General features: G+C 68.6%; 21 protein-coding genes, 3 rRNA genes and 1 pseudogene. 6 read left to right on the forward strand and 19 right to left on the reverse strand.

The window, feature by feature from the left end:
• Positions 1 to 16: 16 nt before the first annotated feature.
• From OG524_RS07945 to OG524_RS07965, 5 genes are all read right to left on the reverse strand, one after another.
• Positions 17 to 1090, reverse strand: coding sequence for a glycosyltransferase family 4 protein (locus tag OG524_RS07945; RefSeq protein WP_405391652.1), 1074 nt, complete (start codon positions 1088 to 1090; stop codon positions 17 to 19).
• Positions 1091 to 1838: 748 nt separating this feature from the next.
• A complete protein-coding gene (recN, locus tag OG524_RS07950) occupies positions 1839 to 3584 on the reverse strand; it encodes a DNA repair protein RecN (protein ID WP_405391651.1) in 1746 nt (581 codons plus the stop codon).
• Between the two features lie 83 nt (positions 3585 to 3667).
• Entirely contained in the window at positions 3668 to 4591 is a 924-nt protein-coding gene (locus OG524_RS07955) for an NAD kinase (RefSeq protein WP_405391650.1), read from the reverse strand.
• Positions 4588 to 5403, reverse strand: coding sequence for a TlyA family RNA methyltransferase (locus tag OG524_RS07960; RefSeq protein WP_405391649.1), 816 nt, complete (start codon positions 5401 to 5403; stop codon positions 4588 to 4590). The genes OG524_RS07955 and OG524_RS07960 overlap by 4 nt, the downstream gene beginning before the upstream one ends.
• Positions 5404 to 5410: 7 nt before the next feature.
• A complete protein-coding gene (locus OG524_RS07965) occupies positions 5411 to 5716 on the reverse strand; it encodes a hypothetical protein (RefSeq protein ID WP_405809613.1) in 306 nt (101 codons plus the stop codon).
• A gap of 42 nt (positions 5717 to 5758) precedes the next feature.
• On the opposite strand from OG524_RS07965, the gene OG524_RS07970 reads away from it, so the two are divergent.
• Entirely contained in the window at positions 5759 to 6106 is a 348-nt protein-coding gene (locus tag OG524_RS07970) for an SCP2 sterol-binding domain-containing protein (protein ID WP_405809615.1), read from the forward strand.
• A 13-nt stretch (positions 6107 to 6119) separates the two neighbouring features.
• Here the strand turns inward: OG524_RS07970 and OG524_RS07975 are convergent, their stop codons facing one another.
• The 4 genes from OG524_RS07975 to OG524_RS07990 form a co-directional block, all read right to left on the reverse strand.
• Positions 6120 to 6920, reverse strand: coding sequence for an ABC transporter ATP-binding protein (locus tag OG524_RS07975; RefSeq protein ID WP_405391646.1), 801 nt, complete (start codon positions 6918 to 6920; stop codon positions 6120 to 6122).
• A gap of 68 nt (positions 6921 to 6988) precedes the next feature.
• Entirely contained in the window at positions 6989 to 8017 is a 1029-nt protein-coding gene (locus OG524_RS07980; RefSeq protein ID WP_405393275.1) for a FecCD family ABC transporter permease, read from the reverse strand.
• A gap of 86 nt (positions 8018 to 8103) precedes the next feature.
• Complete coding sequence (locus tag OG524_RS07985; protein WP_405393273.1) at positions 8104 to 9105, reverse strand: FecCD family ABC transporter permease; 1002 nt, start codon at positions 9103 to 9105, stop codon at positions 8104 to 8106.
• 120 nt (positions 9106 to 9225) lie between these two features.
• On the reverse strand, positions 9226 to 10254 hold the full coding sequence (locus tag OG524_RS07990; RefSeq protein ID WP_405391645.1) for an HAD hydrolase-like protein: 1029 nt from the start codon (positions 10252 to 10254) through the stop codon (positions 9226 to 9228).
• A gap of 73 nt (positions 10255 to 10327) precedes the next feature.
• Between OG524_RS07990 and OG524_RS07995 the strand changes: the two genes are divergently transcribed.
• Positions 10328 to 11608 (forward strand): DUF1015 domain-containing protein, encoded by a 1281-nt coding sequence (locus tag OG524_RS07995; protein ID WP_405809617.1) that lies wholly within the window; start codon positions 10328 to 10330, stop codon positions 11606 to 11608.
• Between the two features lie 85 nt (positions 11609 to 11693).
• Here the strand turns inward: OG524_RS07995 and OG524_RS08000 are convergent, their stop codons facing one another.
• The 6 genes and pseudogenes from OG524_RS08000 to OG524_RS08025 form a co-directional block, all read right to left on the reverse strand.
• A complete protein-coding gene (locus OG524_RS08000) occupies positions 11694 to 12500 on the reverse strand; it encodes a hypothetical protein (RefSeq protein ID WP_405812442.1) in 807 nt (268 codons plus the stop codon).
• A 75-nt stretch (positions 12501 to 12575) separates the two neighbouring features.
• Positions 12576 to 14045, reverse strand: a pseudogene (locus OG524_RS08005) (hypothetical protein); the annotation flags it as partial.
• A gap of 127 nt (positions 14046 to 14172) precedes the next feature.
• Positions 14173 to 14289: ribosomal RNA gene (rrf, locus tag OG524_RS08010) — 5S ribosomal RNA — on the reverse strand.
• Between the two features lie 128 nt (positions 14290 to 14417).
• Positions 14418 to 17543, reverse strand: a 23S ribosomal RNA gene (locus OG524_RS08015).
• Positions 17544 to 17842: 299 nt separating this feature from the next.
• A 16S ribosomal RNA gene (locus OG524_RS08020) occupies positions 17843 to 19368 on the reverse strand.
• The 16S, 23S and 5S rRNA genes sit together here, the layout of an rRNA operon.
• 652 nt (positions 19369 to 20020) lie before the next feature.
• A complete protein-coding gene (locus tag OG524_RS08025) occupies positions 20021 to 20662 on the reverse strand; it encodes a DNA-3-methyladenine glycosylase (RefSeq protein WP_405391643.1) in 642 nt (213 codons plus the stop codon).
• 85 nt (positions 20663 to 20747) lie between these two features.
• Here OG524_RS08025 and OG524_RS08030 point away from each other — a divergent pair, with 85 nt between their 5' ends.
• The 3 genes from OG524_RS08030 to OG524_RS08040 all read left to right on the forward strand — a co-directional run bounded on the left by OG524_RS08030 (position 20748) and on the right by OG524_RS08040 (position 22767).
• Complete coding sequence (locus OG524_RS08030) at positions 20748 to 21530, forward strand: sporulation protein (RefSeq protein ID WP_405391642.1); 783 nt, start codon at positions 20748 to 20750, stop codon at positions 21528 to 21530.
• Between the two features lie 54 nt (positions 21531 to 21584).
• Positions 21585 to 22118, forward strand: coding sequence for a YbhB/YbcL family Raf kinase inhibitor-like protein (locus OG524_RS08035; RefSeq protein WP_405809619.1), 534 nt, complete (start codon positions 21585 to 21587; stop codon positions 22116 to 22118).
• A 142-nt stretch (positions 22119 to 22260) separates the two neighbouring features.
• The gene (locus OG524_RS08040; RefSeq protein WP_405391640.1) at positions 22261 to 22767 is read left to right on the forward strand and encodes an HNH endonuclease; all 507 of its coding nucleotides are present in this window, start codon (positions 22261 to 22263) and stop codon (positions 22765 to 22767) included.
• A 51-nt stretch (positions 22768 to 22818) separates the two neighbouring features.
• Here OG524_RS08040 and OG524_RS08045 read toward each other — a convergent pair whose 3' ends face one another.
• The 4 genes from OG524_RS08045 to OG524_RS08060 form a co-directional block, all read right to left on the reverse strand.
• Entirely contained in the window at positions 22819 to 23592 is a 774-nt protein-coding gene (locus tag OG524_RS08045) for a sulfite exporter TauE/SafE family protein (RefSeq protein WP_405809621.1), read from the reverse strand.
• A 78-nt stretch (positions 23593 to 23670) separates the two neighbouring features.
• Positions 23671 to 24603, reverse strand: a complete 933-nt coding sequence (locus tag OG524_RS08050; protein WP_405391638.1) for an SPFH domain-containing protein — start codon at positions 24601 to 24603, stop codon at positions 23671 to 23673.
• Positions 24604 to 24747: 144 nt separating this feature from the next.
• Positions 24748 to 25176 carry an NfeD family protein gene (locus OG524_RS08055; protein ID WP_405391637.1) on the reverse strand — a complete coding sequence of 143 codons (429 nt, stop codon included), beginning with the start codon at positions 25174 to 25176 and terminating at the stop codon, positions 24748 to 24750.
• Positions 25177 to 25241: 65 nt separating this feature from the next.
• Positions 25242 to 26042, reverse strand: a complete 801-nt coding sequence (locus OG524_RS08060) for an ABC transporter ATP-binding protein (protein ID WP_405391636.1) — start codon at positions 26040 to 26042, stop codon at positions 25242 to 25244.
• A gap of 121 nt (positions 26043 to 26163) precedes the next feature.
• Here OG524_RS08060 and OG524_RS08065 point away from each other — a divergent pair, with 121 nt between their 5' ends.
• Positions 26164 to 26946: a hypothetical protein gene (locus OG524_RS08065; RefSeq protein ID WP_405391635.1), complete on the forward strand. Its 783-nt coding sequence runs from the start codon at positions 26164 to 26166 to the stop codon at positions 26944 to 26946.
• The last annotated feature ends 10 nt before the right edge of the window (positions 26947 to 26956 follow it).

Genomic DNA, 26956 nt, shown 5'->3' on the forward strand with positions numbered 1-26956 from the left:
GGGGCGCGCAGCCCGCCTACGGCTGCGCCAACTCGTCGTAGACGGCGAGCACATGGGCGATGGTGTCGTCCTCGGTCGGCCAGCCCGCCGCCTGTATCCGGCCCGCCCCGGCCAGCCGGTCCCGCCGCTCCGGGGCGGCGAGGAGCCGGGTGACGGCGGCGGCCAGTGCCTCCGCGTCGCCGTACGGCACGAGCTCGGCCGCGTCGCCGACGAGTTCGAGCAGTCCGCCGGACTCGGCGGCGACCAGGGGGACGCCGAGCCGCAGCGCCTCCTGCGCGAGCACCGGCCGGGCCTCGCCGCGGCCGGGCAGCACGGCCAGGTCGGCGACGGCGAGGGTGCCGGCGAGGTCGTCGCGGCAGCCGGTGAGGACGACGGGCAACCCCTCGTCCGTGATCCGCCGCTGCAGGGCCGCCGTCCGGCGCCCCTCCCCCACGACGACCAGCAGGGGTGCGGGGTCCAGGCCACGCCACTCACGGGCGGCGTCCAGCAGTGTGTCGTACCCGTGGTGCGGCTGGAAGCTGCCCGCGGAGACGATCAACGGCCGTTCCATCGCGCCCAGTTCGACGCGCACCTTGCCGTCGTCGTCGGTTCCGGCGAAGCGGCTCGCCGGGATCGCGAGCGGCGCGAGCCGCGCGTCCCTGGCACCCCGGCGGCGGGCCCGGTCGACCAGCTCGGAGGAGGAGCCCAGCACAACGGCCGCCGCGCGGGCGGCCCTTCGCTCCAGCAGGCGCAGCAGTCCGCCGCGGGCGCCCTCGGCGTGGGCGCGGGTGCGCCAGGTCACGACCAGCGGGGTGGTACGGCCGCTGAGCGCGATCCCGGTGCGTACGGCGGCGTGCAGCCCGTGCGCGTGGACGACGTCCGCGTCCGCGCAGGCGGCGCGCAGGGCGGCGACGGCCGCGGGGTCGCTGCGCCGGGGCACGGGGGTGAAGCGGGCGCCGAGCGCGGGGAAGTCGTGGGTGCGGTCGACGCCGGCCGGGGCGCAGACGGTGACCTGGACCCCTCTGGCGACCAGACCCGCGGTGAGAGAGGTGACATGAGCGCTGCTTCCGGCACCGCCGCCCAGGACTTGGACCGTACGCAGCTGTGACACGTGGAATGGCTCCCGGGGTTCCCGAGTCGGCGGAAGGTACAGCGCCAAGGATGCCAGTCCGTACGCACGTTCCGGGACTGACGAAACGTTGTTCCCGTCCACGCGGCGACGGTCGACAGGGCGCCTCACCCGTACGAGTGAGTTCAATGGCGCAAAATTGACACCGAATGTGCCCGGAACCCGCCCCTGGGGGCCGTTGCCGGGCGCCTTCCCGGCGCCACCCGGGCGGGGACCCACGGCCTCCGATGTCCGGTTCAGGCGGTTTGCGAGGTCGGTCCGTACGTGGTTCCGGGTCGGATTCCGGGCGGCCGGTGCGCGGTCCGGTCCCGGGTCCGAGGGCGGTCAGGTCCGGGTTCCGGACGCGGTCCGGCGTCCGGTTCAGGACGGGCTGCCATGCATCCGGTTCGGGCGGCTTCCGGGGGAGGTTCGTGCCTGGCCCGGGCCGGATTCCGGGCGGCCGGGTCGAGCCCGGTGCCCGGTCCGGGGCCGAGGGCGCCTCGGACCCCGTTCCGAGGCAGGGTTCCGGGGACGGTTCGCGTCTGGACCGGGACCGGGACCGGGACCGGGATGCCCGGCGCCCGTCCGGTTCGTTCGGAGCAGGATCCCGGGGGCGGCCCGGCGCCCGTCCGATGCCCGCTGCGGGGCCGGAACCGGGACTGGTTCGGGTCCGGCTCGGACCGGGCTCCGCGGCCCGGTCCGCCCCCGGAAGGGCTCCTCCCCGGCCGTGGCCCCCCGGGGACCGGAGCCGCTACCCGTCCGTCCGTGCCGTCGCGAGCAGTTCCTCCGCGTGTGCCCGGGCCGTCTCCGAGTCCTCCTGGCCGGCCAGCATCCGGGAGAGTTCGCGCACCCGGTCCTCGCCCTCCAGGACGGTGACACCGCTCCTGGTCACGGAGCCGTCCACCGTCTTCTCCACGAGCAGCTGCCGGTCGGCGAAGGCCGCCACCTGGGGCAGATGCGTGACCACCACGACCTGCGCGGACCTGGCGAGCTTGGCGAGCCGCCGGCCGACCTCGACGGCCGCCTTGCCGCCGACGCCCGCGTCGACCTCGTCGAAGAGGTACGTCGGTACGGGGTCCGAGCCGGCGAAGACCACCTCGACGGCGAGCATCACCCGGGACAGCTCACCGCCCGACGCCCCCTTGGCGATCGGCCGGGGCTGGGCCCCGGGGTGCGGTGCCAGCAGGAGCTCGACCTCGTCGGCGCCGGAAGGTCCGTAGACCACGCTCCGCCCGCCGATGTCGATGCCGGACGCCTCGTCCACCGCCTCGGCCTGCCGGATGGCGAAGGAGACCCGGGCGTGCGGCATCGCGAGCGACGCCAGTTCCTCGGTCACCGCACCGGCGAAGCGCGCCGCCGCCTCGGTACGCGCGTCGGTCAGCGTCTGCCCGAGCACGGAGAGCTCGGCGCGCAGCGCGTCGCGCTCGGCCGTCAGCTCACCGATCCGGTCGTCGTCGCCCTCCAGCTCGGTCAGCCGGGCGGCGCCCTCCTCGGCCCAGGCGAGCACCGCGGTGATGTCCTGGCCGTACTTGCGGGTGAGCGCGGTGAGGGCCGCGCGCCGCTCCTCGACGGCGGCGAGCCGCAGCGGGTCGGCGTCCAGCTGGTCGGCGTACCCGGCGAGTTCACCGGCCACGTCGGCGAGCAGGATCGAGATCTCGCCGATCCGGTCGGCGAGCGCGGCCAGTGCCGGGTCGTGGGCCCGTACGGCGTCCAGGGACCGGCCGGCGGCGGCGACGACCGTGGTGGCGTCCACCCCCTCCTGGTCCTCCGGATCACCGGCGAGCGCCGCGTGGGCGAGCGTGGCGGCGGAGGCGAGCGCCTCGGCGTGGCCGAGGCGTTCGGCCTCGGCGGCGAGCTCGGTGTCCTCCCCGGCCAGCGGTTCGACCGCGGCCACCTCGTCGAGGCCGAAGCGCAGCAGGTCCGCCTCCTGGGCCCGCTCCCTGGCCCGCGTGGTCAGCTCGTCGAGCTCCACGACGACCGCGCGCAGCCGGCGGTAGGCCGCCGTGTACGTGGCGTGCGGCACCGCGACACCGTCGCCCGCGTACCGGTCGAGGGCCCCCCGCTGCCGCGCGGGCTTGAGGAGCCCCTGCTGGTCGGTCTGGCCGTGTACGGCGACGAGGTCGTCGGCGAGCTCGGCGAGGACCCCCACGGGCACGGATCTGCCCCCGAGATGGGCCCGGGAGCGTCCTTCCGCCGAAACGGTACGGCTGATGAGCAGCGCACCGTCCTCGATCTCGCCCCCGGCCTCCACGGCGCGCAGCGCGGCCGCGTCGCCCTCGGACACCGTGATCCGCCCCTCGACGACCGCGGCCTTGGCACCGACCCGCACGAGGGCGGGGTCGGCGCGCCCGCCGAGCAGCAGCCCGAGGCTGGTGACGACCATGGTCTTGCCCGCGCCGGTCTCGCCCGTCACCGCGGTGAAACCGGGTGACAGCTCCACCACCGCGTCGTCGATGACTCCGAGCGACCGTATCCGCATCTCCTCCAACACGGACATGACCTTACGAGGTCCGGGGGCCGGTGTGCGACGGGCCCCGGTGCCGGATTCACTCATGCGGGTGTGAGCAGCGGCCCGGAGTGTCAGTGCGGCGCGCCCCGCCAGCCCTGCACGGGGAGCGCGAACTTGGCGACCAGCCGGTCCGTGAACGAGGCCTGGTGCAGCCGTGCCAGCCGTACGGGCACCGCTCCGCGCCGGACCTCGACCCTGGCTCCCGCGGGCAGCTCGACGGTCCTGCGCCCGTCGCACCACAGGACCCCGTGCGGGGTGTGCGGCTGGACCTCCACGGCCAGGACGGACGTGGGCGAGGTCACCAACGGTTTGGCGAACAGCGCGTGGGCGCTGATCGGCACCATCAGGAGGGCCTCGACCTCGGGCCAGACGACGGGGCCGCCCGCCGAGAAGGCGTACGCGGTCGACCCGGTCGGGGTGGCGCAGACGATCCCGTCGCACCCGAACCCGGTCACCGGCCGGCCGTCGATCTCCAGCACGACCTCCAGCATCCGCTCGGGCGAAACCTTCTGCACGGCCGCCTCGTTGAGTGCCCAGTCGGTGTGCACCACCTCGCCGTTGCTGTGCACGACGACGTCGAGCGTCATCCGTTCCTCGACCTGGTAGGCGCGGGTGACGACCCGGTCGACGACCTTGTCCAGGTCGTCGCGCTCGGCCTCGGCGAGGAAGCCGACCCGTCCGAGGTTCACACCGAGCATCGGTACGCCGGAGGCCCGGGAGATCTCGGCCCCGCGCAGCAGTGTGCCGTCCCCGCCGAGCACGATCAGCAGTTCACAGCCGTCCACCGCCGCGGGCGTGGCGTCCGTGACCGTCACCACGGACGGCGGCAGCGGCAGGTCCGCCGCCTCCACGGCGAGCACCCGGACGCCGAGTCCGTGCCGGAGCAGGCCCTGGACGACGAGCTCGGCGCTGCGGATCGCGGCCGGGCGGCCGGTGTGCGCCAGCAGGAACACGGTTCGCGCCGCGTTCTCGGGTTGTGCCGCATGTGTCGTCAACGAGGCCCCTCCGCCACTGCACGGTCGACATCCGCGGGATCCAGTTCAGGTGCTCCGGCCCGCAGCCACAGAAAGTACTCGACATTTCCCGACGGCCCGGGCAATGGGCTCGCCGTGACGCCCCGGACTCCGAGGCCCAGCAGACCGGCACGGCGCGCCACTTCGCGTACCGCTTCGGCCCGCAGCTCGGGGCTGCGGACCACACCACCGCTGCCGAGGCGCTCCTTGCCCACCTCGAACTGCGGCTTGACCATGAGGACCAGGTCCGCGTCGGGGGCGGCGCAGCGCGCGAGGGCCGGCAGCACGAGGCCGAGCGGAATGAACGACAGATCGCCCACCACCAGGTCCGCCGCCTTCCCGTCGAGCTGCTCCAACGTCAGTTCCCGTACGTTGGTACGGTCCTTGACGGTGACGCGTTCATCGGACTGCAGCGACCAGGCGAGCTGTCCGTAGCCGACGTCGACGGCGACGACATGTCCGGCTCCGGCCCGCAGCAGCACATCGGTGAAGCCCCCGGTCGACGCCCCGGCGTCCAGCGCCCGCCGTCCCTCCACGGTCAGTCCGAGCGGTACGAAGGCGGCGAGCGCGCCCGCGAGTTTGTGCCCGCCGCGCGAGACGTACTCGGGATCGCTGTCGTCCTTGGTCACGACGACGGCCGCGCTGGTCTCGACCTGGGTGGCGGGTTTGGTCGCGGTGTTGCCGCCGACGGTCACCCGCCCCGCTGCGATCAGCTGGCTCGCGTGCTCACGCGAGCGGGCCAGCTTGCGGCGTACCAGCTCGGCGTCGAGGCGGCGACGTGCCACTCCTGCCACGTTCGGTTCAGCTCCTGTTGTTGTCACTGGGCGTCGGTGCGGGTGCGGGCCGGGCGTCCAGCGCGGTCAGCTCGTCGCGCAGCCCACGGTGTACATCCTCGTACACCTCGGTGTGCCCGTCCGCCGGGAGGTGGTCGGCGTCGGCCAGGCGCTCCAGCCGCGCGTCCACTGCGGCATGCCCGGTGGGGGTACGTGTGACACCGAGCGGGGCGGGCGGAGCGGTGTCGTAGGAGGGCGCGGGGGGCGCGGGGGGCGCGGGGGGCGCGGGTACGGCCTCGGGCGGCGTCTCCGGTTCCGGCATCCAGTCACTCATGCCGAAACGCTACCGCGAAGCGCTGGGGTACCGTCGGTGCCGATGGCGACCATGGCGGAGTGCCGCAGCGCACTCGACACACTTTCCGACAACCTTGCCTCGGCGGACGGCGACGTACGCGGCGCTGCCGCGCTCAACCGTTCGCTGAGCTGCCACATCAAGGATCTCGACGCGACGTTCACAGGCCGGCTGACGAACGGCCGGATCCGGGTGCTCGACACCGCCGACGGTCCGCCCCGCGAGAAGGCCGAGATCCGGCTCGCCATGACCGGGGACGATCTGGTGGCCCTGGTGGACGGCGAGCTGAATTTCGCGAAGGCCTGGGCGTCCGGCCGGGTCCGGCTTGAGGCGGGCTTCCGCGATCTGCTGAAGCTCAGGTCGCTCCTGTAGCCGATACGGCGGGTCAGGCGGCCGACGCACGCTTCTTGCGGGCGGCCGGGACGACGAGCGGCGTTCCCGTCTCGGGGTCGTCGATGACCTGGCACCGCATCCCGAAGACGTCCTCGACGAGCTCCGCCGTGACGATGTCGCCGGGCGCGCCCTCGGAGACGATCTCGCCCTTGCGCATGGCGATGAGGTGGGTGGCGTACCGGGCGGCGTGGTTCAGGTCGTGCAGCACGGCGACCAGCGTGCGGCCCTGGGTCTCGTGCAGTTCCGCGCAGAGGTCGAGCACGTCGATCTGGTGCTGGATGTCGAGGTACGTCGTCGGCTCGTCGAGCAGCAGCAGCGGGGTCTGCTGGGCGAGCGCCATGGCGATCCAGACCCGCTGGCGCTGGCCGCCGGACAGCTCGTCGACGTAGCGGTCGGCGAGCTCGCCGACGCCGGTCGAGGCCATGGACTCCACGACGATCCGCTCGTCCTCGGGCGACCACTGGCGGAGCAGCCCCTGGTGCGGGTACCGGCCGCGCGAGACGAGGTCGGCGACCGTGATGCCGTCGGGGGCTATGGAGGACTGGGGCAGCAGGCCCAGGGTCCGTGCGACCTTCTTCGCGGGCAGCCGGTGGATGGACTGCCCGTCCAGCAGGACCTCTCCGCGGCTCGGCCTGAGCATCCGGGAGAGCGCGCGCAGCAGGGTCGATTTGCCGCAGGCGTTGGGGCCGACGATCACGGTGAAGGACCGGTCGGGTATCTCGACCGAGAGGTTCTCGGCGATGGTCCGCTGGTCGTAACCGAGGGTCACCGAATCTGCGGTGAGGCGCTGCATGGTCCTGCTCCCGGAGTTGATGGGCCGTGGTTGCGGGGTGTCCGGCGCCTTCGCCGGCGGGCCGGGTCTCATATGCGTCCCGCCGTGCGCTCGGACACCAGGAGCCACAGCAGATAGCAGCCGCCGAGTACCCCGGTGACCACACCCACCGGGAGCTGGCGGTCCCCGAAGGCGTTCATGGCGGTCCAGTCGGCGACGAGCAGCAGGGCCGCGCCCGTGCAGGCCGCGGCGGCCAGGTTGGGTCCGGGTGAGCGGGTGAGTCTGCGGGCGACCTGCGGGGCGCTCAGCGAGACGAAGACGATGGGGCCTGCGGCGGCCGTGGCGACGGCGACGAGGACCACGGCGCAGCCCAGCAGGACGAGCCGGGTGCGTTCCACCCGTACGCCGAGCGCGTGGGCGGCGTCGTCGCCCATCTCCAGCATGCGCAGGGCCCGTCCGTGGCCCAGGACCAGGGGTACGAGAACGGCGCAGACCGCGAGCAGCGGCCAGACCTGTGCCCAGTCCCGGCCGTCGAGCGAGCCGGTCATCCAGACGACGGCGCGGGTGGCGTCGACGAGGTTGGCCTTGGTGATCAGGTAATGGGTCGCGGCGGTGAGCATCGCGGCGGCACCGATGCCGACGAGGACGAGCCGGTAGCCGTGGACGCCCCGTCTCCAGGCCAGCAGGTGGACGGCCACACCGGTGAGCACGCCTCCGCCCACCGCACCCGCGGCGACCTCGGTCGGCCCGCCGTGGAAGAGCACGATCACGATGAGGGCGCCGACCGCGGAGCCCTGGCCGAAGCCGAGCACGTCGGGGCTGCCCAGCGGGTTGCGGGAGACGCTCTGGAAGACGGCACCGCCCACGCCGAGCGCGGCACCGACCAGGAGCCCGACCAGGACCCTCGGCAGGCGCAGGTCCGTGACGATGAATTCCTGCTGGAACGTGCCGTTGCCGAACAGGGTGGTGAGGACCTCGCCCGGCGTCATGGAGAAGTCACCGCTGCCTATGAGCACCACGGCGGCCGCGGCGGCGGCCACGGTGAGCAGCACGATCACGGTGAACGCCCGTGCGTCCACCCGGAAGGAGAGCCCGCCGGGGGTACGGACCGCGTGCACGGTCCTCGTGGTGTCCGGCGCGGGCCCGGTTCCGGTGTCCCGCGGGGCCCCGGTGGTCCGCTCGGCCTCGGTGTCCTGTGCGGCCTTCACAGCTGGGCCATCCTCCTGCGTCGTACGAGATGGATGAAGACCGGCCCGCCGAGCAGCGCGGTGACGATACCGACCTGCAGTTCGGAGGGGCGGGCGACGACCCGGCCGGCCACATCCGCGCCGAGCAGCAGCACGGGCGCGAGGACGGCCGCGTACGGCAGGATCCATCGCATGTCGGGGCCGGTGATGGTGCGGACGAGGTGCGGGATCATCAGCCCGATGAAGACGATCGGCCCGCAGGCGGCGGTCGCGGCCCCGCAGAGCAGGGTGACGGCCACCATGGCGAGGATCCGGGTGCGGGTCAGATGGGCGCCGAGTGCCCTGGCGGTGTCGTCACCCATCTCCAGCGCGTTCAGCGGCCGGGCGATGAGCAGCGCGATCAGTACGCCGAGCGCGATGAACGGCCACACCTTGCCGACGGTCTCCATGTTCGCGGAGGCCAGTGATCCGACGGTCCAGAACCGCAGCCGGTCCAGGGCCGCCGCGTCGAGCAGCTGGACGGCGTTGACGTAGCCGAACAGCGCCGCGGTGACCGCAGTCCCCGCGAGCGCGAGGCGTACGGGGTTCGCGGACCGGCTGCCGCCGAGGATGTACACCGCCACGGACACGATCGCCGCACCGCCGAACGCGAACCAGACGTAGCCGGTCAGCGAGGTCACGCCGAAGAAGCTGATGGCGGAGACGACGGCCGCCGACGCCCCCGCGTTGACGCCCAGCAGGCCGGGCTCGGCGAGGGGGTTGCGGGTCAGCGCCTGCATCACCGCCCCGGCGAGGCCCAGCGCGGCCCCGACGATCAGCCCGAGCACGGTGCGCGGGACGCGCACATCGCGTACGAGGACGTCGCCGCTGCCCCCGGAGTAGTGGAACAGGCCGTGCCAGACCTCGGACATGGGCAGCGCCTTGGCGCCGATCGCGACACTCGCGAGGCACACCAGCACCAGAACTCCCACAGCGACCAGGAGCCCTGCGGTGCGTACCGCGTGGCGCCCGGCGGGCAGGGCCTTCGCCGGCGCGGCTACGGGGCCGGCACTCGATTCGGGGGGATTCTCGACCAACACCAGGTTAGGTTAGCCTATCCTCCAGTGCTCTCAACTGTCCGGTTCCGTACGCCGCCTCGACTACAGACCGAGCCTGGCCAACGCCTTCCCCGCGTCGAGTCCGCACGAACCTTCCCCGGCGTGTGTCCACGCCGCCCCGCACAGGGCCCGCAGACCGTCCAGGGCATCCCCGTCGCCGTCCAGCACGAGGGCTTCCCCGCGCACTGCGGCCGTCCAGCCGCCGCACCGGATCCCGTCGCCGTCCTCCGTCACCTCGGGCTGGCCGGTGAGCAGGCCGCGAAGGTCCCGGTCCACATAGGCCGGCCGGTACTTCGGCTCGGCGGCGAGCAGCTGCGCGGCGTCGGTCACCCCGGTGAGCACCAGCAGCGAGTCGACACCTCCGTTGAACGCGCCCTCGATGTCCGTGTCCAGCCGGTCCCCGACGACCAGCGGCCGCTCGGCCCCGGTACGCAGCACCGTCTCGCGGTGCATCGGCGGCAACGGCTTGCCCGCGACCTGCGGCTCGGCGCCCGTGGCGATCCGTACGACCTCCACCGCCGCACCGTTGCCCGGCGCGATGCCGCGGGCGCTCGGAATCGTCAGGTCCGTGTTGGAGGCGAACCACGCCGCCCCGCGCGCGACCGCGTACGCCGCCTCGGCGAGCCGCCCCCACGCGAGGTCGGGCCCACCGAATCCCTGCACGACCGCGACCGGGTCGTCGTCCGCCGACTCCACCGGCACCAGGCCGCGCTCGCGCAGCGCGACGAGCAGCCCTTCTCCGCCGACCACGAGTACCCGTGCCCCGGGCGGCAGCTGATCGGCCATCAGCCGCGCCACCGCCTGCGCCGAGGTGATCACATCGGAGGGTTCGGCCGGGATTCCCAGCTCCGTCAGATGCTCCGCCACGGCGTCCGGTGTCCGCAGGGCGTTGTTCGTCACGTACGCCAGCCGCATCCCGCCGTCCCGCGCGGTGCCGAGCGAGTCGACGGCGTACCGGATCGCATGCCCGCCCGCGTACACCACCCCGTCGAGATCGAGCAGAGCCGTGTCGTACGCCTCGCTCAGTGCCGCGCTGTTCCCGAGCGGCCGGGACCTGTACCGCTGACTCATATACCTGCGCTCCTCTTTCCAAGCTTCTCCCCCGATCATCCCGCATCGCCCGGTGCGCACATACGATGCCCAGATGAACACATCCGGGTCCGCCGCCGATCAGGGGCTGCGGCTGATCCCCTTCCGCGGCCTTCGGTACGTCCCCGAACGGGTCGGCAGCCTGGCCGCGGTGACATCGCCCCCTTACGACGTCGTCGTACGGCCCGACGGACTGCACCACCTGGAGTCCGCCGATCCGTACAACATCGTGCGGCTGATCCTGCCGCAGGCCGGCACCGCCGCCGAGCGGCACCAGCAGGCCGCAGAGACGCTGAAGCGCTGGCTCGCGGAGGGCGTACTCGCCCCGGACCCCGTGCCGGCGCTCTATGTCTACGAGCAGTCGACGGGCGACCTCCTGCAGCGCGGAGTGATCGGCGCACTGGGCCTCTCCCCGGCATCCGAGGGCATCGTGCTGCCGCACGAGGACGTCATGGCCGATGTCGTGGAGGACCGCGCCGACCTGATGCGCACCGCGGCCGCTCACTTCGAGCCTCTGCTGCTCAGCTACGCCGGTGACGGCGGGCCGACCGGTGCGACGGCCGTCATCGAGCGGGTGGTAAAGCGTCTGCCGCTTCTCACCACGACGACCGACGACGGTTTCGGCCATCGCCTCTGGGCCGTCACGGATCCTGCCGAGCAGGCGGAGATCGCGTCCGACCTCGCCCGCCGCCAGGCGCTCATCGCGGACGGCCACCACCGCTGGGCCACCTATCTCAGGCTCCAGCAGGAGCAATCCACGCCAGGCCCCTGGGACTTCGGGCTGGTGCTCCTCGTGGACACGACCCGCTACCCCTTGCAGGTCCGGGGCATCCACCGGCTGCTGCGCCGACTCCCGGTCGCGGACGCGCTCGCCGCGCTCGGCGAGGGATTCCGGGTCCGGACCGTCGAGGGGCCGCTCCCCCGGGCGCTCGACGCGCTCGCGGAGGCCGCTACGGAGGGCAACGCCTTCGTCCTCGCGGGCGACGGCCGCTTCCATCTCGTCGACCGGCCGGACGAGCGGCTGCTGGCCCGCACGATCCGCGCGGACCGGCCGGCGGCCTGGCGCGCACTCGACGCGACCGTTCTGCACTCAACGCTCCTGGACTCCGTCTGGCGGATTCCCGACGCCCCGGAGCACATCGCCTACATCCACGACACGGCTGCGGCGGTCGAGCAGGCGGAGCGGCACGATGCCACGGCGGTCCTGATGCATCCGGTGCGCGAGGACGTCGTCCGGGACCTGGCGAGGCAGGGTGTCACCATGCCCCGCAAGTCGACGTCGTTCGGACCCAAGCCGGCTACGGGCCTGGTCCTGCGCAGCCTCCACACCGACTGACGGACCGAGGGGCTGACGGCCCGTAAACAGGAAGAGGGCGGCACCCGTTGCGGGTGCCGCCCTCTTCCTGTCGGTGCGTCAGTACTTACGCCTTCGCGGATCCGTCCGCATCGTCGCCATCGTCATCTTCGTCGTCGTCATCTTCGTCGTCGTCATCTTCGTCGTCGATGTCGATCTCGGTGGCGTCGGTCGCCGTGTCGTCCTCGTCGTCCTCGTCGTCCGCAGCCTCCTCGGCCGCTTCGGTCACGGGCGCTCCGGCCGGCTGCTCGTCGTCACCGAGGACGTCGACGAACTCGACACCGTCGAGCTCGGCAAGCCGGTCGGACGCGTCGGTCGCGCCGTCCTTGTCTGCCTCCAGGGCCTTGCCGAACCACTCGCGGGCCTCGTCCTCACGCCCTGCTTCCAGGAGCGCGTCCGCGTAGGCGTACCGCAGGCGCGGGGTCCAGGAGTGCACGGCGCTGGAGGCGAGCTCGGGGCTCTGCAGCGTGACGATGGCGGCATCGATCTGCCCCATGTCCCTGCGTGCACCGGCGGCGACCAGTCGCATCTCGACCTGACCGGCCTTGTCCAGCTTCTGCACCTCGGGCTCGCCCGCCATGGCCATGGCCCGCTCGGGACGCCCGAGTCCGCGCTCGCAGTCGGCCATGACGGGCCACAGGTCCACGGAACCGGTCATCCGACGGGACGCCCGGAACTCGGCCAGCGCCTCCGCGTACTTCTGTGTGGCGTACGCGGCGAAGCCGGCGGCCTCACGCACCGCGGCGACCCGCGACGCGAGTCGCAGGGCGATCCGGGAGTACGCGTATGCCTGGTCGGGGTCCTCGTCGATCAGACGGGCCACCATGACGAGGTTCCGCGCGACGTCCTCGGCAAGGGTCTTCGGCAGGCTCATCAGCTCCTGGCGGACGTCCTTGTCGATCTCCTGGCCGGTGACGTCGTCCGGAATCGGAAGCCGCTTGATCGGCTCGCGGTCACGGTCGTCCCGGCCCTGGTAGCCACCGCGGTCGTCGCGACCCTGGTAGCCGCCCCGGTCGTCGCGTCCGCGGAATCCGCCACGGTCGTTGCCCCGGTCGTTGTCGCGACGCGGTGCACGGTCCCGGTCGTCGCGACGGAAGCCGCCGCCGCTGCTGGGGCGGTCGTCGTCGCGGCGGGGGCCGCGGGGGCGGTCGTCGCGGCGTTCGAAGCCACCACCGGTGGGCCGGCCGCCACGGTCGTCGCGCTGCTGACCGCCACGGTATCCACCACGGTCGTCATCACGGCGCGGGGCACGGTCGTCACGGCGGAAGTTGCTCGGCCGGTCGTCGTCCCGGCGTGGCGCCCGGTCGTCGCGGCGGAACCCACCACTCGTGCCGCCACCACGGTTGTCGTCTCGGCGCTCGAAGCCACCGCCGGCGGGCCTGCTGCCACGGTTGTCGTCACGGCGGAAGCCGCCGCTGCTGGGGCGGTCGTCGTCGCGGCGGGGGCCGCGGGGGCGATCGTCGCGGCGCTCGAAGCCACCACCGGTGGGCCGGCCGCCACGGTCGTCACGCTGCTGACCGCCACGGTATCCACCACGGTCGTCATCACGGCGCGGAGCGCGGTCGTCTCGGCGCTCGAAGCCACCGCCGGTGGGCCTGCTGCCACGGTTGTCGTCACGGCGGAAGCCACCACCGGTGCTGCCACCACGGTTGTCGTCGCGGCGCGGAGCGCGGTCGTCTCGGCGGTCGAAACCACCACCGGTGGGCCGGCCGCCACGGTCGTCACGCTGCTGACCGCCACGGTATCCACCACGGTCATCGTCGCGGCGCGGGGCACGGTCGTCTCGGCGCTCGAAGCCACCGCCGGTGGGCCTGCTGCCACGGTTGTCGTCACGGCGGAAGCCACCACCGGTGCTGCCACCACCCCGGCTGTCGTCACGACGGAAACCACCGCCGGAACCCCCACCACGGTTGTCGTCACGCCGGGGGGCGCGGTCGTCTCGGCGGTCGAAGCCACCGCCGGTGGGCCTGCTGCCACGGTTGTCGTCGCGGCGGAAGCCCCCGCCGGTGCTGCCACCACGGTTGTCGTCACGCCGGGGGGCGCGGTCGTCTCGGCGGTCGAAACCACCACCGGTGGGCCGGCCGCCACGGTCGTCACGCTGCTGACCGCCACGGTATCCACCACGGTCATCGTCGCGGCGCGGGGCACGGTCGTCACGGCGGAAGCCACCACCGGTGCTGCCACCACCCCGGCTGTCGTCGCGGCGGAAGCCACCGCCGGTGCTGCCACCACGGTTGTCATCACGGCGCGGAGCCCGGTCGTCACGGCGGAAGCCACCGCCGGTGCTGCCACCGCGGTCGTTGTCACGTCGGGGCGCGGAGGACCGGTCGTCACGAGCGCCTCGGAAGCCGCCCCTGTCACCGCCGTCCCGGCGACGCGGCTCGCGCTCCGGACGGTCGTCGGAAGAGTTGGTGGACATGGGGGTGACTCCTGTCATCGGGTACCACAGACATTCTCGCGCAGCCGACCATCCGACGCGCTTCGGAAAAAACAAAAGGACCCCTGGTCCCAGCATGAACGCTGGGACCAGGGGTCCTTGAAAGATTGTTCGGCGGCGTCCTACTCTCCCACAGGGTCCCCCCTGCAGTACCATCGGCGCTGAAAGGCTTAGCTTCCGGGTTCGGAATGTAACCGGGCGTTTCCCTAACGCAATGACCACCGAAACACTATCGGCCACTCCGCAATGCGGAGTATCGGCACTTAGCGAACAAGCACACTTTTCAGTTTAAGTAGTTGTTCAACCAGCACGACCGTTCGTGGCCTGGGAACAACACAGTGGACGCGAGCAACTGAGGACAAGCCCTCGGCCTATTAGTACCAGTCAGCTCCACCCGTTACCGGGCTTCCACATCTGGCCTATCAACCCAGTCGTCTACTGGGAGCCTTAACCACTCAAGGTGGTGGGAATACTCATCTCGAAGCAGGCTTCCCGCTTAGATGCTTTCAGCGGTTATCCTTTCCGAACGTAGCCAACCAGCCATGCCCTTGGCAGGACAACTGGCACACCAGAGGTTCGTCCGTCCCGGTCCTCTCGTACTAGGGACAGCCCTTCTCAATATTCCTACGCGCACAGCGGATAGGGACCGAACTGTCTCACGACGTTCTAAACCCAGCTCGCGTACCGCTTTAATGGGCGAACAGCCCAACCCTTGGGACCGACTCCAGCCCCAGGATGCGACGAGCCGACATCGAGGTGCCAAACCATCCCGTCGATATGGACTCTTGGGGAAGATCAGCCTGTTATCCCCGGGGTACCTTTTATCCGTTGAGCGACAGCGCTTCCACAAGCCACTGCCGGATCACTAGTCCCGACTTTCGTCCCTGCTCGACCCGTCGGTCTCACAGTCAAGCTCCCTTGTGCACTTACACTCAACACCTGATTGCCAACCAGGCTGAGGGAACCTTTGGGCGCCTCCGTTACTCTTTAGGAGGCAACCGCCCCAGTTAAACTACCCATCAGACACTGTCCCTGATCCGGATCACGGACCCAGGTTAGACATCCAGCACGACCAGAGTGGTATTTCAACGACGACTCCACAACCACTGGCGTGGCCGCTTCAAAGTCTCCCACCTATCCTACACAAGCCGAACCGAACACCAATATCAAACTATAGTAAAGGTCCCGGGGTCTTTCCGTCCTGCTGCGCGAAACGAGCATCTTTACTCGTAGTGCAATTTCACCGGGCCTATGGTTGAGACAGTCGAGAAGTCGTTACGCCATTCGTGCAGGTCGGAACTTACCCGACAAGGAATTTCGCTACCTTAGGATGGTTATAGTTACCACCGCCGTTTACTGGCGCTTAAGTTCTCAGCTTCGCACACCCGAAAGTGCACTAACCGGTCCCCTTAACGTTCCAGCACCGGGCAGGCGTCAGTCCGTATACATCGCCTTACGGCTTCGCACGGACCTGTGTTTTTAGTAAACAGTCGCTTCTCGCTGGTCTCTGCGGCCACCCCCAGCTCATGGAGTAAATCCAATCACCAGTGATGGCCCCCCTTCTCCCGAAGTTACGGGGGCATTTTGCCGAGTTCCTTAACCATAGTTCACCCGAACGCCTCGGTATTCTCTACCTGACTACCTGAGTCGGTTTAGGGTACGGGCCGCCATGAAACTCGCTAGAGGCTTTTCTCGACAGCATAGGATCATCCACTTCACCACAATCGGCTCGGCATCAGGTCTCAGCCTTAACGTGTGACGGATTTACCTACCACACGGCCTACACCCTTACCCCGGGAACTACCACCGCCCGGGCTGGACTACCTTCCTGCGTCACCCCATCGCTTACCTAATACAAGTCTGGTTCATCGGCTCCACCACTACCCTCAACTCCGAAGAGATCGGGCCGGCTTCACGGACTTAGCATCGCCTGATTCAGTATTGGGCGTTTCAAAGCGGGTACCGGAATATCAACCGGTTGTCCATCGACTACGCCTGTCGGCCTCGCCTTAGGTCCCGACTTACCCTGGGCAGATCAGCTTGACCCAGGAACCCTTAGTCAATCGGCGCACACGTTTCTCACGTGTGTATCGCTACTCATGCCTGCATTCTCACTCGTGAACCGTCCACAACTCGCTTCCGCGGCTGCTTCACCCGGCACACGACGCTCCCCTACCCATCCATACTCCCGTTGGGGATATGTGTATGAATGACACGACTTCGGCGGTACGCTTGAGCCCCGCTACATTGTCGGCGCGGAATCACTTGACCAGTGAGCTATTACGCACTCTTTCAAGGGTGGCTGCTTCTAAGCCAACCTCCTGGTTGTCTCTGCGACTCCACATCCTTTCCCACTTAGCGTACGCTTAGGGGCCTTAGTCGATGCTCTGGGCTGTTTCCCTCTCGACCATGGAGCTTATCCCCCACAGTCTCACTGCCGTGCTCTCACTTACCGGCATTCGGAGTTTGGCTAAGGTCAGTAACCCGGTAGGGCCCATCGCCTATCCAGTGCTCTACCTCCGGCAAGAAACACACGACGCTGCACCTAAATGCATTTCGGGGAGAACCAGCTATCACGGAGTTTGATTGGCCTTTCACCCCTAACCACAGGTCATCCCCCAGGTTTTCAACCCTGGTGGGTTCGGTCCTCCACGAAGTCTTACCTCCGCTTCAACCTGCCCATGGCTAGATCACTCCGCTTCGGGTCTAGAGCGTGCAACTCAATCGCCCTATTCGGACTCGCTTTCGCTACGGCTTCCCCACACGGGTTAACCTCGCTACACACCGCTAACTCGCAGGCTCATTCTTCAAAAGGCACGCAGTCACGACTGCATGTGCAAGCACATACAGCGACGCTCCCACGGCTTGTAGGCACACGGTTTCAGGTACTATTTCACTCCGCTCCCGCGGTACTTTTCACCATTCCCTCACGGTACTATCCGCTATCGGTCACCAGGGAATATTTAGGCTTAGCGGGTGGTCCCGCCAGATTCACACGGGATTTCTCGGGCCCCGTGCTACTTGGGTGTCTCTCAAACGAGCCGTTGATGTTTCAGCTACGGGGGTCTTACCCTCTACGCCGGACCTTTCGCATGTCCTTCGCCTACACCAACGGTTTCTGACTCGTCTCACAGCCGGCAGACTATGAAAGAGAGATCCCACAACCCCGTATGCGCAACCCCTGCCGGGTATCACACACATACGGTTTGGCCTCATCCAGTTTCGCTCGCCACTACTCCCGGAATCACGGTTGTTTTCTCTTCCTGCGGGTACTGAGATGTTTCACTTCCCCGCGTTCCCTCCACACTGCCTATGTGTTCAGCAGCGGGTGACAGCCCATGACGACTGCCGGGTTTCCCCATTCGGAAACCCCCGGATCAAAGCTTGGTTGACAGCTCCCCGGGGACTATCGTGGCCTCCCACGTCCTTCATCGGTTCCTGGTGCCAAGGCATCCACCGTGCGCCCTTAAAAACTTGGCCACAGATGCTCGCGTCCACTGTGCAGTTCTCAAACAACGACCAGCCACCCATCACCCCACCCTTACAGGTGAGTGCACTGGGGCCGGCAACCGAAGATCCAGACTAAAAAAGCCCGCACCTTCAGATACCCAACAGCGTGCCCGACCCGACCGATCCCCTTCACTTTCCACGCCGAAGCAGTACTCATGAAAACAACCTGTCGTGCCGAATAGTCAACGTTCCACCCATGAGCAACCACCGTCGAACATTTGCCGACGTAATGGTCTCTGGACTCCTTGCGGAATCTAGATGCTCCTTAGAAAGGAGGTGATCCAGCCGCACCTTCCGGTACGGCTACCTTGTTACGACTTCGTCCCAATCGCCAGTCCCACCTTCGACAGCTCCCTCCCACAAGGGGTTGGGCCACCGGCTTCGGGTGTTACCGACTTTCGTGACGTGACGGGCGGTGTGTACAAGGCCCGGGAACGTATTCACCGCAGCAATGCTGATCTGCGATTACTAGCAACTCCGACTTCATGGGGTCGAGTTGCAGACCCCAATCCGAACTGAGACCGGCTTTTTGAGATTCGCTCCGCCTCGCGGCATCGCAGCTCATTGTACCGGCCATTGTAGCACGTGTGCAGCCCAAGACATAAGGGGCATGATGACTTGACGTCGTCCCCACCTTCCTCCGAGTTGACCCCGGCAGTCTCCTGTGAGTCCCCATCACCCCGAAGGGCATGCTGGCAACACAGAACAAGGGTTGCGCTCGTTGCGGGACTTAACCCAACATCTCACGACACGAGCTGACGACAGCCATGCACCACCTGTATACCGACCACAAGGGGGGCACCATCTCTGATGCTTTCCGGTATATGTCAAGCCTTGGTAAGGTTCTTCGCGTTGCGTCGAATTAAGCCACATGCTCCGCTGCTTGTGCGGGCCCCCGTCAATTCCTTTGAGTTTTAGCCTTGCGGCCGTACTCCCCAGGCGGGGAACTTAATGCGTTAGCTGCGGCACCGACGACGTGGAATGTCGCCAACACCTAGTTCCCAACGTTTACGGCGTGGACTACCAGGGTATCTAATCCTGTTCGCTCCCCACGCTTTCGCTCCTCAGCGTCAGTAATGGCCCAGAGATCCGCCTTCGCCACCGGTGTTCCTCCTGATATCTGCGCATTTCACCGCTACACCAGGAATTCCGATCTCCCCTACCACACTCTAGCTAGCCCGTATCGAATGCAGACTCGGGGTTAAGCCCCGAGCTTTCACATCCGACGTGACAAGCCGCCTACGAGCTCTTTACGCCCAATAATTCCGGACAACGCTTGCGCCCTACGTATTACCGCGGCTGCTGGCACGTAGTTAGCCGGCGCTTCTTCTGCAGGTACCGTCACTTTCGCTTCTTCCCTGCTGAAAGAGGTTTACAACCCGAAGGCCGTCATCCCTCACGCGGCGTCGCTGCATCAGGCTTTCGCCCATTGTGCAATATTCCCCACTGCTGCCTCCCGTAGGAGTCTGGGCCGTGTCTCAGTCCCAGTGTGGCCGGTCGCCCTCTCAGGCCGGCTACCCGTCGTCGCCTTGGTAGGCCATTACCCCACCAACAAGCTGATAGGCCGCGGGCTCATCCTTCACCGCCGGAGCTTTTAACTCCGCCCCATGAGGGACAGAGTGTTATCCGGTATTAGACCCCGTTTCCAGGGCTTGTCCCAGAGTGAAGGGCAGATTGCCCACGTGTTACTCACCCGTTCGCCACTAATCCACCCCGAAAGGCTTCATCGTTCGACTTGCATGTGTTAAGCACGCCGCCAGCGTTCGTCCTGAGCCAGGATCAAACTCTCCGTGAATGTTTTCCCGTAATCGGGATCACAACACGAGAGCGGAACGACCAGGTCGGAATAAGACCGGTCGTTCACAGCGTCCTCGCTGTTGTTGCCTACCAGACCCGAAGGACCGGCAGGACTTTTCAAAGGAACCACCAACCTGCCGAAGCAGGCCGGGGTATCAACATATCTGGCGTTGACTTTTGGCACGCTGTTGAGTTCTCAAGGAACGGACGCTTCCTTCGGTCCCGTTTCACCGGGGCCCTCCGGGCGCTTCCCTTCGTTCTTGCGTTTCCGACTCTATCAGACTCTTTCGTGTCCGATTCCCGGTCGAAGCGGGTTTCGCTTTCCAGTTCTTCGCTTTCGCGTTTCCCTTTCCGGCGAGTCCGACTTTACCAGACTCTTTTCCGTTCCGTTTCCGGTCCGAATTTGAATCCAGCGGCCTGCGGAGCGGCCTTTGCCTTTCGGCGTGTTCACTACGTTAACCGATTCTCTCGGTGACTCATAATCGAGTCGTCAAGACAATTTCGGCATGCCGAAACTCCACCCGTAAGGGCGAATCGTAGGTAGTGGTTGGCCCTCTCACGATGCTCTGGTCCGGTCCGATGGGCCGTACCAACAACAACTGCATCCGTTCAAGCGGCTCGGACTACATTAGGGAAACGGCAGGGGCGAGTCAAGTTGAGCGGCGGCGTGGCGCATGGGCGCGGTACGGGCTGACCGTGGGGTCGCCGTCGATCCAGAAGCGCCACGGCTGGTGGGAGCCGTCACCCCCGACGCCGGTGCGGGGTCCGCTCCGTACCTGTTCGCGGAGTGGTGGGGTGCCTCGGAGTACGGACAGGGGCGCAGACGGGCCGGCGATCACATCGCATCCGTTCAGTGCGCGGTCCACGTCCAGGGCGGTGGCCAGACGGGCCGGCCCTTTGGCCAGTTCTCTGTCATGTCGGGCCGAGAACCGACGTTTGCGGGCCATCTCCGCCCCGATGCTGATCTCACCGGCCCGCAGCAGGACGCCGCTCGCCATGCCCTCCGGACCGCACACCAGGTTGAGGCAGTGCCACATCCCGTACGTGAAGTAGACGTACGAGTGGCCCGGCGGGCCGAACATCACGCTGTTGCGGGGGGTCCGGCCACGGAACGCGTGGGAGCCCGGGTCGATCTCGCCCGCGTAGGCCTCCACCTCCGTCAGCCTCAGCTCGATGGGCCCGCCGTCGGTGGTGCGGACAAGGACGCGGCCCAGCAGGTCGGGTGCCACGTCCAGGACGGGGCGGTCGAAGAAGTCCCGCGTGAGCGGCGTACGGTCCGTGCCCTTGTTCATGGCGACCGAGGGTACTGGGACCGGCGGAACGGGAACCGGCTACGGTCATGGCGCGTATCTAGGGGCAGGACCAAGGAGGAAAATCATGGGCTTCAAGCGACTGCTCGCGAGCATGGGTGCCGGCGGGGCTTCGGTCGAGACCGAGCTGACCGAACTCAACGTCGTCCCCGGCGGGGTCGTCCAGGGCGAGGTGCGGATCCAGGGCGGTTCCGTCGACCAGCAGATCGAGGGACTCTCGGTCGGACTGCAGGCGCGGGTCGAGGTCGAGGGTGGGGACCAGGAGACCAGGCAGGACATCGAGTTCACCAAGCTGCGCCTGGGCGGTGCCTTCGAGGTGAAGGCCGGCGCCGTGCACGTCGTGCCGTTCGGGCTCGAGATTCCGTGGGAGACCCCGGTCACGATGTTCGCCGGGCAGCAGCTGCGCGGCATGAACATCGGCGTCACCACCGAGCTGGAGATCGCCCGCGCCCTGGACTCGGGCGACCTGGACCCGATCAACGTGCACCCGCTGCCCGCCCAGCAGGCCATCCTGGACGCTTTCGGGCAGCTGGGCTTCGGCTTCCGCGCGGCGGACATGGAGCGCGGCCACATCCGCGGCACACGCCAGCGGCTGCCGTTCTACCAGGAGATCGAGTTCTTCCCGCCGCAGCAGTACCGCGGGCTGAACCAGGTCGAGCTGACGTTCGTCGCGGACGACCGCGAGATGGACGTCGTGCTGGAGATGGACAAGAAGCCGGGCCTCTTCAGCGAGGGCAGCGACTCCTACCGCGCGTTCAAGGTCGGCCACAACGACTTCCAGGGCACGGACTGGGCCGCGTACCTCAACCAGTGGCTCTCCCAGGTCGGCGGACAGCGCAACTGGCTCTGACACGGCCTAGGGTCGGTGGGAGGACGCTTCACAGCCGATCAGGAGAGGTGCTACGTGACTGAGCCGAAGAGGGCGCCGCTGCCGCACGACTTCCATCCCGAAGTCCCCTCGTTCACCGTGGTGAGCGAGGACCTCGCGCCGGGAGGCGTTCTCGCGGACGCGCAGGTGTTCTCCGCGGGGAACACCTCGCCGCAGCTGCGGTGGGAGGGCTTCCCCGCGGAGACGAAGAGCTTCGCCGTGACGTGCTTCGACCCGGACGCCCCCACGGGCAGCGGGTTCTGGCACTGGGTGGTGTTCGACATCCCGGCGTCGGTCACGGAACTCCCGGCCGGTGCGGGGAGCGGCACGTTCGAGGGGCTGCCCCGGGGCGCCGTCCAGGCCCGGAACGACTACGGGTCGAAGGACTTCGGCGGTGCCGCGCCGCCGGCCGGTGAGAACCACCGCTATGTGTTCACCGTGTACGCGGTGGACGCCGAGAAGCTCGGGCCGGACAGTGACACGTCACCCGCGGCGGTCGGTTTCAATCTCCGGTTCCACACCCTGGGCCGCGCCCGGCTGATCGGTGAGTACGCGGCTCCCGAAAGCTGATAGTTCGCCTGCTGTTTGCCCTGCCCTGGTCTTGGAGAGATCAGGGCAGGGCATTTTTTTATTGCGTTGTCCATCACGGCTCGCCCGGCCAGAGTTGATCCGGGCCCGCTACCGGGCGGGCGGCACACGGGAGGTGGGCAGGATGCGGGACACACTGGTACTCAACGCGAGCTTCGAGCCGCTGTCGACGGTGACGCTCAACCGTGCGGTGGTGCTGATCCTGCAGGACAAGGCTGTCGTCGAGCAGTCGCACCCCGGTCTCCGTATGCGTGGTGCCGCCGTCGACATCCCGGTGCCCCGGGTCATCAGGCTCTGCCGTTACGTACGGGTGCCGTTCCGAAGACACGCCCCGTGGTCCAGGAAGGGCGTCCTCATACGGGACCAGCACCGGTGCGCGTACTGCGGGCGGCGGGCGAGCACCGTCGACCACGTGGTGCCGCGCGCCCAGGGCGGTCAGGACACCTGGCTGAACACCGTGGCCTCCTGCGCCGAGGACAACCACCGCAAGGCGGCCCGGACTCCGGAGCAGGCGGAAATGCCGCTGCTGCGCCAGCCGTTCGTGCCAACGCCCGCGGACGCGATGCTGCTCGCCCTGGGCGCCGGTGACCGGTCCGCGCTGCCGGAGTGGCTGGCGCGGTCCGCCGCGTAGCCTCCGTGCGGCACGGGAGGCCCGTCCCCCTCCGGGGCGGGCCTGCCGTGCTCAGCGCAGCACCAGTTGGACGATGGCCGCCGTGCCGACGACCACGATGAGGGCACGCAGGAAGCCCGTGCTGAGGCGCCGTCCCACCTTGGCGCCTATCTGTCCGCCGATCGCGGAACCCACGGCGATGAGCAGTACGGCCGTCCAGTCGAAGTCCGCCACGAAGAGGAAGAAGAGCGCGGCGACGCTGTTGACGACGGCGGCGAGGACGTTCTTGACGGCGTTGAGGCGCTGCATCGTGTCGTCGAGCAGCATGCCCATCAGGGAGAGGTAGATGATGCCCTGGGCCGCCGTGAAGTAGCCGCCGTAGACGCTGGCGAGCATCAGTCCGGTGAACAGCAGCGGCCCGCCGTCGGGGCGGGCGGGGACTCCGGTGCGGTCGCGGCGGCGCTGGACTGCCTTGCTGATGCGGGGCTGCAGGATGACCAGGACGAGGGCGAGGGCAACCAGGACGGGGACGATCGTCTCGAACGCCGTGGAGGGCAGGGCCAGCAGGAGTGTGGCGCCGGTGAGACCGCCGATGAGTGCGCCGGCACTCAGCTTGAGGATGCGGCGGCGCTGGCCGGCCAGTTCCTTGCGGTATCCGATGGCTCCGCTGATCGAACCCGGGATCAGACCGAGGGCGTTGGAGACGGTGGCGGTGACCGGTGGCAGGCCGGTGGCGAGCAGGACGGGGAAGGTGATCAACGTGCCGGAGCCGACGATGGTGTTGATCGTTCCTGCGCCGACTCCGGCCGCGAAGACCGCGAGAATTTCCCAGATGGACAAGGCCATCTCCTTCGGTGGTCAGTGATGCCTCCCCGCCATGAAGGTCGAGGGGCCTCACTGATCATGCACGAAGGTGTGTCCCGGTCAGCTGACCGGGGGCTGCTCCCGGCGTTCCTTGTTTCCGGTGTCGAAGCCGGGTGCCCCGCCGCCGAGGTTGCCGAAGGCGCCGCTGAGGCCCTTGAGCGCGTCACCGATCTCGCTGGGCACGATCCAGAGCTTGTTGGCGTCGCCCTCGGCGATCTTCGGGAGCATCTGGAGGTACTGGTACGAGAGGAGCTTCTGGTCCGGGTCTCCGGCGTGGATGGCCTCGAAGACCGTACGGATGGCCTGGGACTCGCCCTCGGCGCGCAGGGCGGATGCCTTGGCCTCGCCCTCGGCGCGCAGGATCGCGGACTGCTTCTCGCCCTCCGCGGTGAGGATCGCGGACTGCCTGATGCCTTCGGCGGTGAGGATCGCGGCGCGCTTGTCACGGTCGGCGCGCATCTGCTTCTCCATCGAGTCCTGGATGGAGGTGGGCGGTTCGATGGCCTTGAGCTCGACACGGTTGACGCGGATGCCCCACTTGCCGGTGGCCTCGTCGAGGACGCCGCGGAGCGCCGCGTTGATCTCCTCGCGGGAGGTCAGCGTCCGTTCGAGGTCCATGCCGCCGATGATGTTGCGGAGGGTGGTGACGGTGAGCTGTTCGATCGCCTGGATGTAGCTGGCGACTTCGTAGGTCGCGGCCCGGGCGTCGGTCACCTGGTAGTAGATGACGGTGTCGATGTTGACTACGAGGTTGTCCTGGGTGATCACCGGCTGGGGCGGGAAGGGGACGACCTGTTCGCGGAGGTCGATCCTGTTGCGGATCGAGTCGATGAACGGGACGACGATGTTCAGCCCGGCGTTGAGGGTGCGGGTGTAGCGGCCGAAGCGCTCCACGATGGCGGCACTGGCCTGCGGGATGACCTGGATCGTCTTGATCAGGGCGATGAAGACGAGCACCACCAGAATGATCAGGACGATGATGATCGGTTGCATCGTGTGCCTCGTGCCCTTCGGTTGCCGACGGATCGCGATGATCGAGGTCGAACGGTCATGAACGGTGCATCTTTTATGACGGTTCCGGTCTCATGATGATCGACTTCGAGTTTGGCAGACTCCGGACTGCCGTGTGACCGCTTCTCACATGACGACGGCCGTCGCCCCGTCGATGTCCACGACATCGACCTGCTGGCCGGGTTCGAAACTCTGATCACTGTCGAGCGTGCGCGCGGACCAGACCTCGCCCGCGAGCTTGATGCGCCCGCCGCTGCCGTCCACCCGTTCCAGGACGACGGCCTGACGGCCTTTCAGCGCGTCGATCCCGCTGGCGTGCCCGGTCTGGCCGGCGCGGTGTCTGGCGGCGATGGGGCGTACGACCGCGATGAGCGCCACCGACACCAGGACGAAGACCAGCACCTGGGCGACGATGCCACCGCCGAGGGCCGCGACGACCGCCGCGGCCACCGCTCCGACGGCGAACATGCCGAATTCGGGCATCGCGGTCAGGACGAGGGGAATACCCAGTCCCACCGCGCCGATCAGCCACCACACCCACGCTTCGATGTCCACGGGTTCATCGTAGGACCGTGGGCACCCTCACCGACAGGGCGCCGTGGAGGTGACTGTGGCGTCAACTACTGGGAGAGCGGCAGTCCGTGGGCCGTGTAGCGGTCGCCGGTGTGCTCGACGACGAGCGGGAGGCCGAAGCAGAGCGAGAGGTTGCGGGAGCTGAGTTCGGTCTCCATGGGACCTGCGGCGAGCACCTTGCCCTGGCGGATCATCAGGACGTGGGTGAAGCCGGGCGCGATCTCCTCGACGTGGTGGGTGACCATGATCATGGAGGGGGCGTACGGGTCGCGGGCCAGGCGGCCCAGCCGACGCACCAGGTCCTCGCGGCCGCCGAGGTCGAGGCCGGCGGCGGGCTCGTCGAGGAGGAGGAGCTCGGGGTCGGTCATCATGGCGCGGGCGATCAGGGTGCGCTTGCGCTCGCCCTCGGAGAGGGTGCCGAATTTACGGTCGAGGAACTCGGTCATGCCGAGCCGGTCGAGGAAGGCGCGGGCGCGCTCCTCGTCGACGGCCTCGTAGTCCTCGTGCCAGGTGGCGGTCATGCCGTACGCGGCGGTGAGCACCGTCTGGAGCACGGTCTGGCGCTTGGGCAGCTTGTCGGCCATCGCCACACCGGCGATGCCGATCCGGGGGCGGAGCTCGAAGACGTCGGTGCCGACCCCGCCGAGCCGCTCGCCGAGGATCTTGGCCGTGCCGGCGCTCGGGAACAGGTAGCTCGACGCGATGTTGAGCAGGGTGGTCTTGCCGGCGCCGTTGGGGCCGAGGATGACCCAGCGCTCCCCCTCCTTGACCGACCAGGAGACGTCGTCCACCAGAGCACGTCCGTCGCGGACCACGGATACGTCCACCAGCTCCAGTACATCGCTCATGGCGCGTTGTCTCCCCATGCAGTGTCGAGATCGTCGCGTGCCTGTGGGCACAGCTCCCAGGGAAAACCTACGCCACCCCAGGAGTGCTCCGACTCCGAGGTCCGTTCCCTAGGCTGTTCCCATGCTTTCGGAACCACGCTCAGGGCGGCTCGCCGCATGGGGAAACGCGCTTTTGGCCGGACTTGTGTCACCGGACGACGCAGCGCTCGCGATTGTCGGTGAGGACGCGGTGCACCGCGTCGAGGGGCTGCCGGGTGAGGCGGGGCCGGTCGGGCTCACGCTTGCGCTCGGCAGACTGAGGGGGCTCGGGGCGACCGGTTTCCGGGTGGCGCTGCCGGTGCCCGGGCATCCGCTGGGGCTCAGCGGGCCGCCGGACTTCAATGCGCGGGCGCTGGAGGCGGAGGAGGCGGTGGTCACGTCCGGGGCGCCTTTCGGGCTGGTGCCGGAGGTGAGCGAGGTGGGGCCCGCCGGGGACGTGCACGCCGAGGTGGTGTGGCGCTGTCTGGCGGTACGGGAGGCGCCGCCGGCCGATGTCCCCTCGCTGGGCGAGGCGGAGCGGGAGCTCGCGGAGGCGCTGCGGGATGCCACGGCGGTGCTGGCCCGGCTGGACGTCGCCGGTTCCGGTCCGGTGGCAGAGGCGGCGGTGGACGCGTACCGGGCGCGGGCGGAGCGGGGGCGCGAAGTGCTGGCCCCGGGGTATCCGCCGAGAGCGGTACGGGTGCTCGAGCTCGCCCAGCGGGTGGGGCTGCTGATCTCGGTGGCCCATGAGAACGGGCACGGCGGAGCAGTGAGCGCATCGGAGATCGCGGCGCGGGGCGAGGCACTGCGGCCGGTGGAGCGGGTGGCCCGGCGGGCACAGGTCGCCGCGTACAACGCGTACGTGGAGGAGCGGGACCGGCGCTGACCTGGGCGCG

It is taken from the genome of Streptomyces sp. NBC_01520, assembly GCF_045040375.1.
Taxonomy (GTDB): Bacteria; Actinomycetota; Actinomycetes; order Streptomycetales; family Streptomycetaceae; genus Streptomyces.

Bases quoted from the DNA above. Each gene is read 5' to 3' on its own strand.
- recN (WP_405391651.1), bottom strand. From the start codon at position 3,584: ATGTCCGTGTTGGAGGAGATGCGGATACGGTCGCTCGGAGTCATCGAC.
- OG524_RS07965 (WP_405809613.1), bottom strand. From the start codon at position 5,716: ATGAGTGACTGGATGCCGGAACCGGAGACGCCGCCCGAGGCCGTACCC.
- OG524_RS07970 (WP_405809615.1), top strand. From the start codon at position 5,759: ATGGCGACCATGGCGGAGTGCCGCAGCGCACTCGACACACTTTCCGAC.
- OG524_RS07975 (WP_405391646.1), bottom strand. From the start codon at position 6,920: ATGCAGCGCCTCACCGCAGATTCGGTGACCCTCGGTTACGACCAGCGG.
- OG524_RS07990 (WP_405391645.1), bottom strand. From the start codon at position 10,254: ATGAGTCAGCGGTACAGGTCCCGGCCGCTCGGGAACAGCGCGGCACTG.
- OG524_RS07995 (WP_405809617.1), top strand. From the start codon at position 10,328: ATGAACACATCCGGGTCCGCCGCCGATCAGGGGCTGCGGCTGATCCCC.
- OG524_RS08000 (WP_405812442.1), bottom strand. From the start codon at position 12,500: ATGAGCCTGCCGAAGACCCTTGCCGAGGACGTCGCGCGGAACCTCGTC.
- OG524_RS08025 (WP_405391643.1), bottom strand. From the start codon at position 20,662: ATGAACAAGGGCACGGACCGTACGCCGCTCACGCGGGACTTCTTCGAC.
- OG524_RS08030 (WP_405391642.1), top strand. From the start codon at position 20,748: ATGGGCTTCAAGCGACTGCTCGCGAGCATGGGTGCCGGCGGGGCTTCG.
- OG524_RS08040 (WP_405391640.1), top strand. From the start codon at position 22,261: ATGCGGGACACACTGGTACTCAACGCGAGCTTCGAGCCGCTGTCGACG.
- OG524_RS08045 (WP_405809621.1), bottom strand. From the start codon at position 23,592: ATGGCCTTGTCCATCTGGGAAATTCTCGCGGTCTTCGCGGCCGGAGTC.
- OG524_RS08050 (WP_405391638.1), bottom strand. From the start codon at position 24,603: ATGCAACCGATCATCATCGTCCTGATCATTCTGGTGGTGCTCGTCTTC.
- OG524_RS08060 (WP_405391636.1), bottom strand. From the start codon at position 26,042: ATGAGCGATGTACTGGAGCTGGTGGACGTATCCGTGGTCCGCGACGGA.
- OG524_RS08065 (WP_405391635.1), top strand. From the start codon at position 26,164: ATGCTTTCGGAACCACGCTCAGGGCGGCTCGCCGCATGGGGAAACGCG.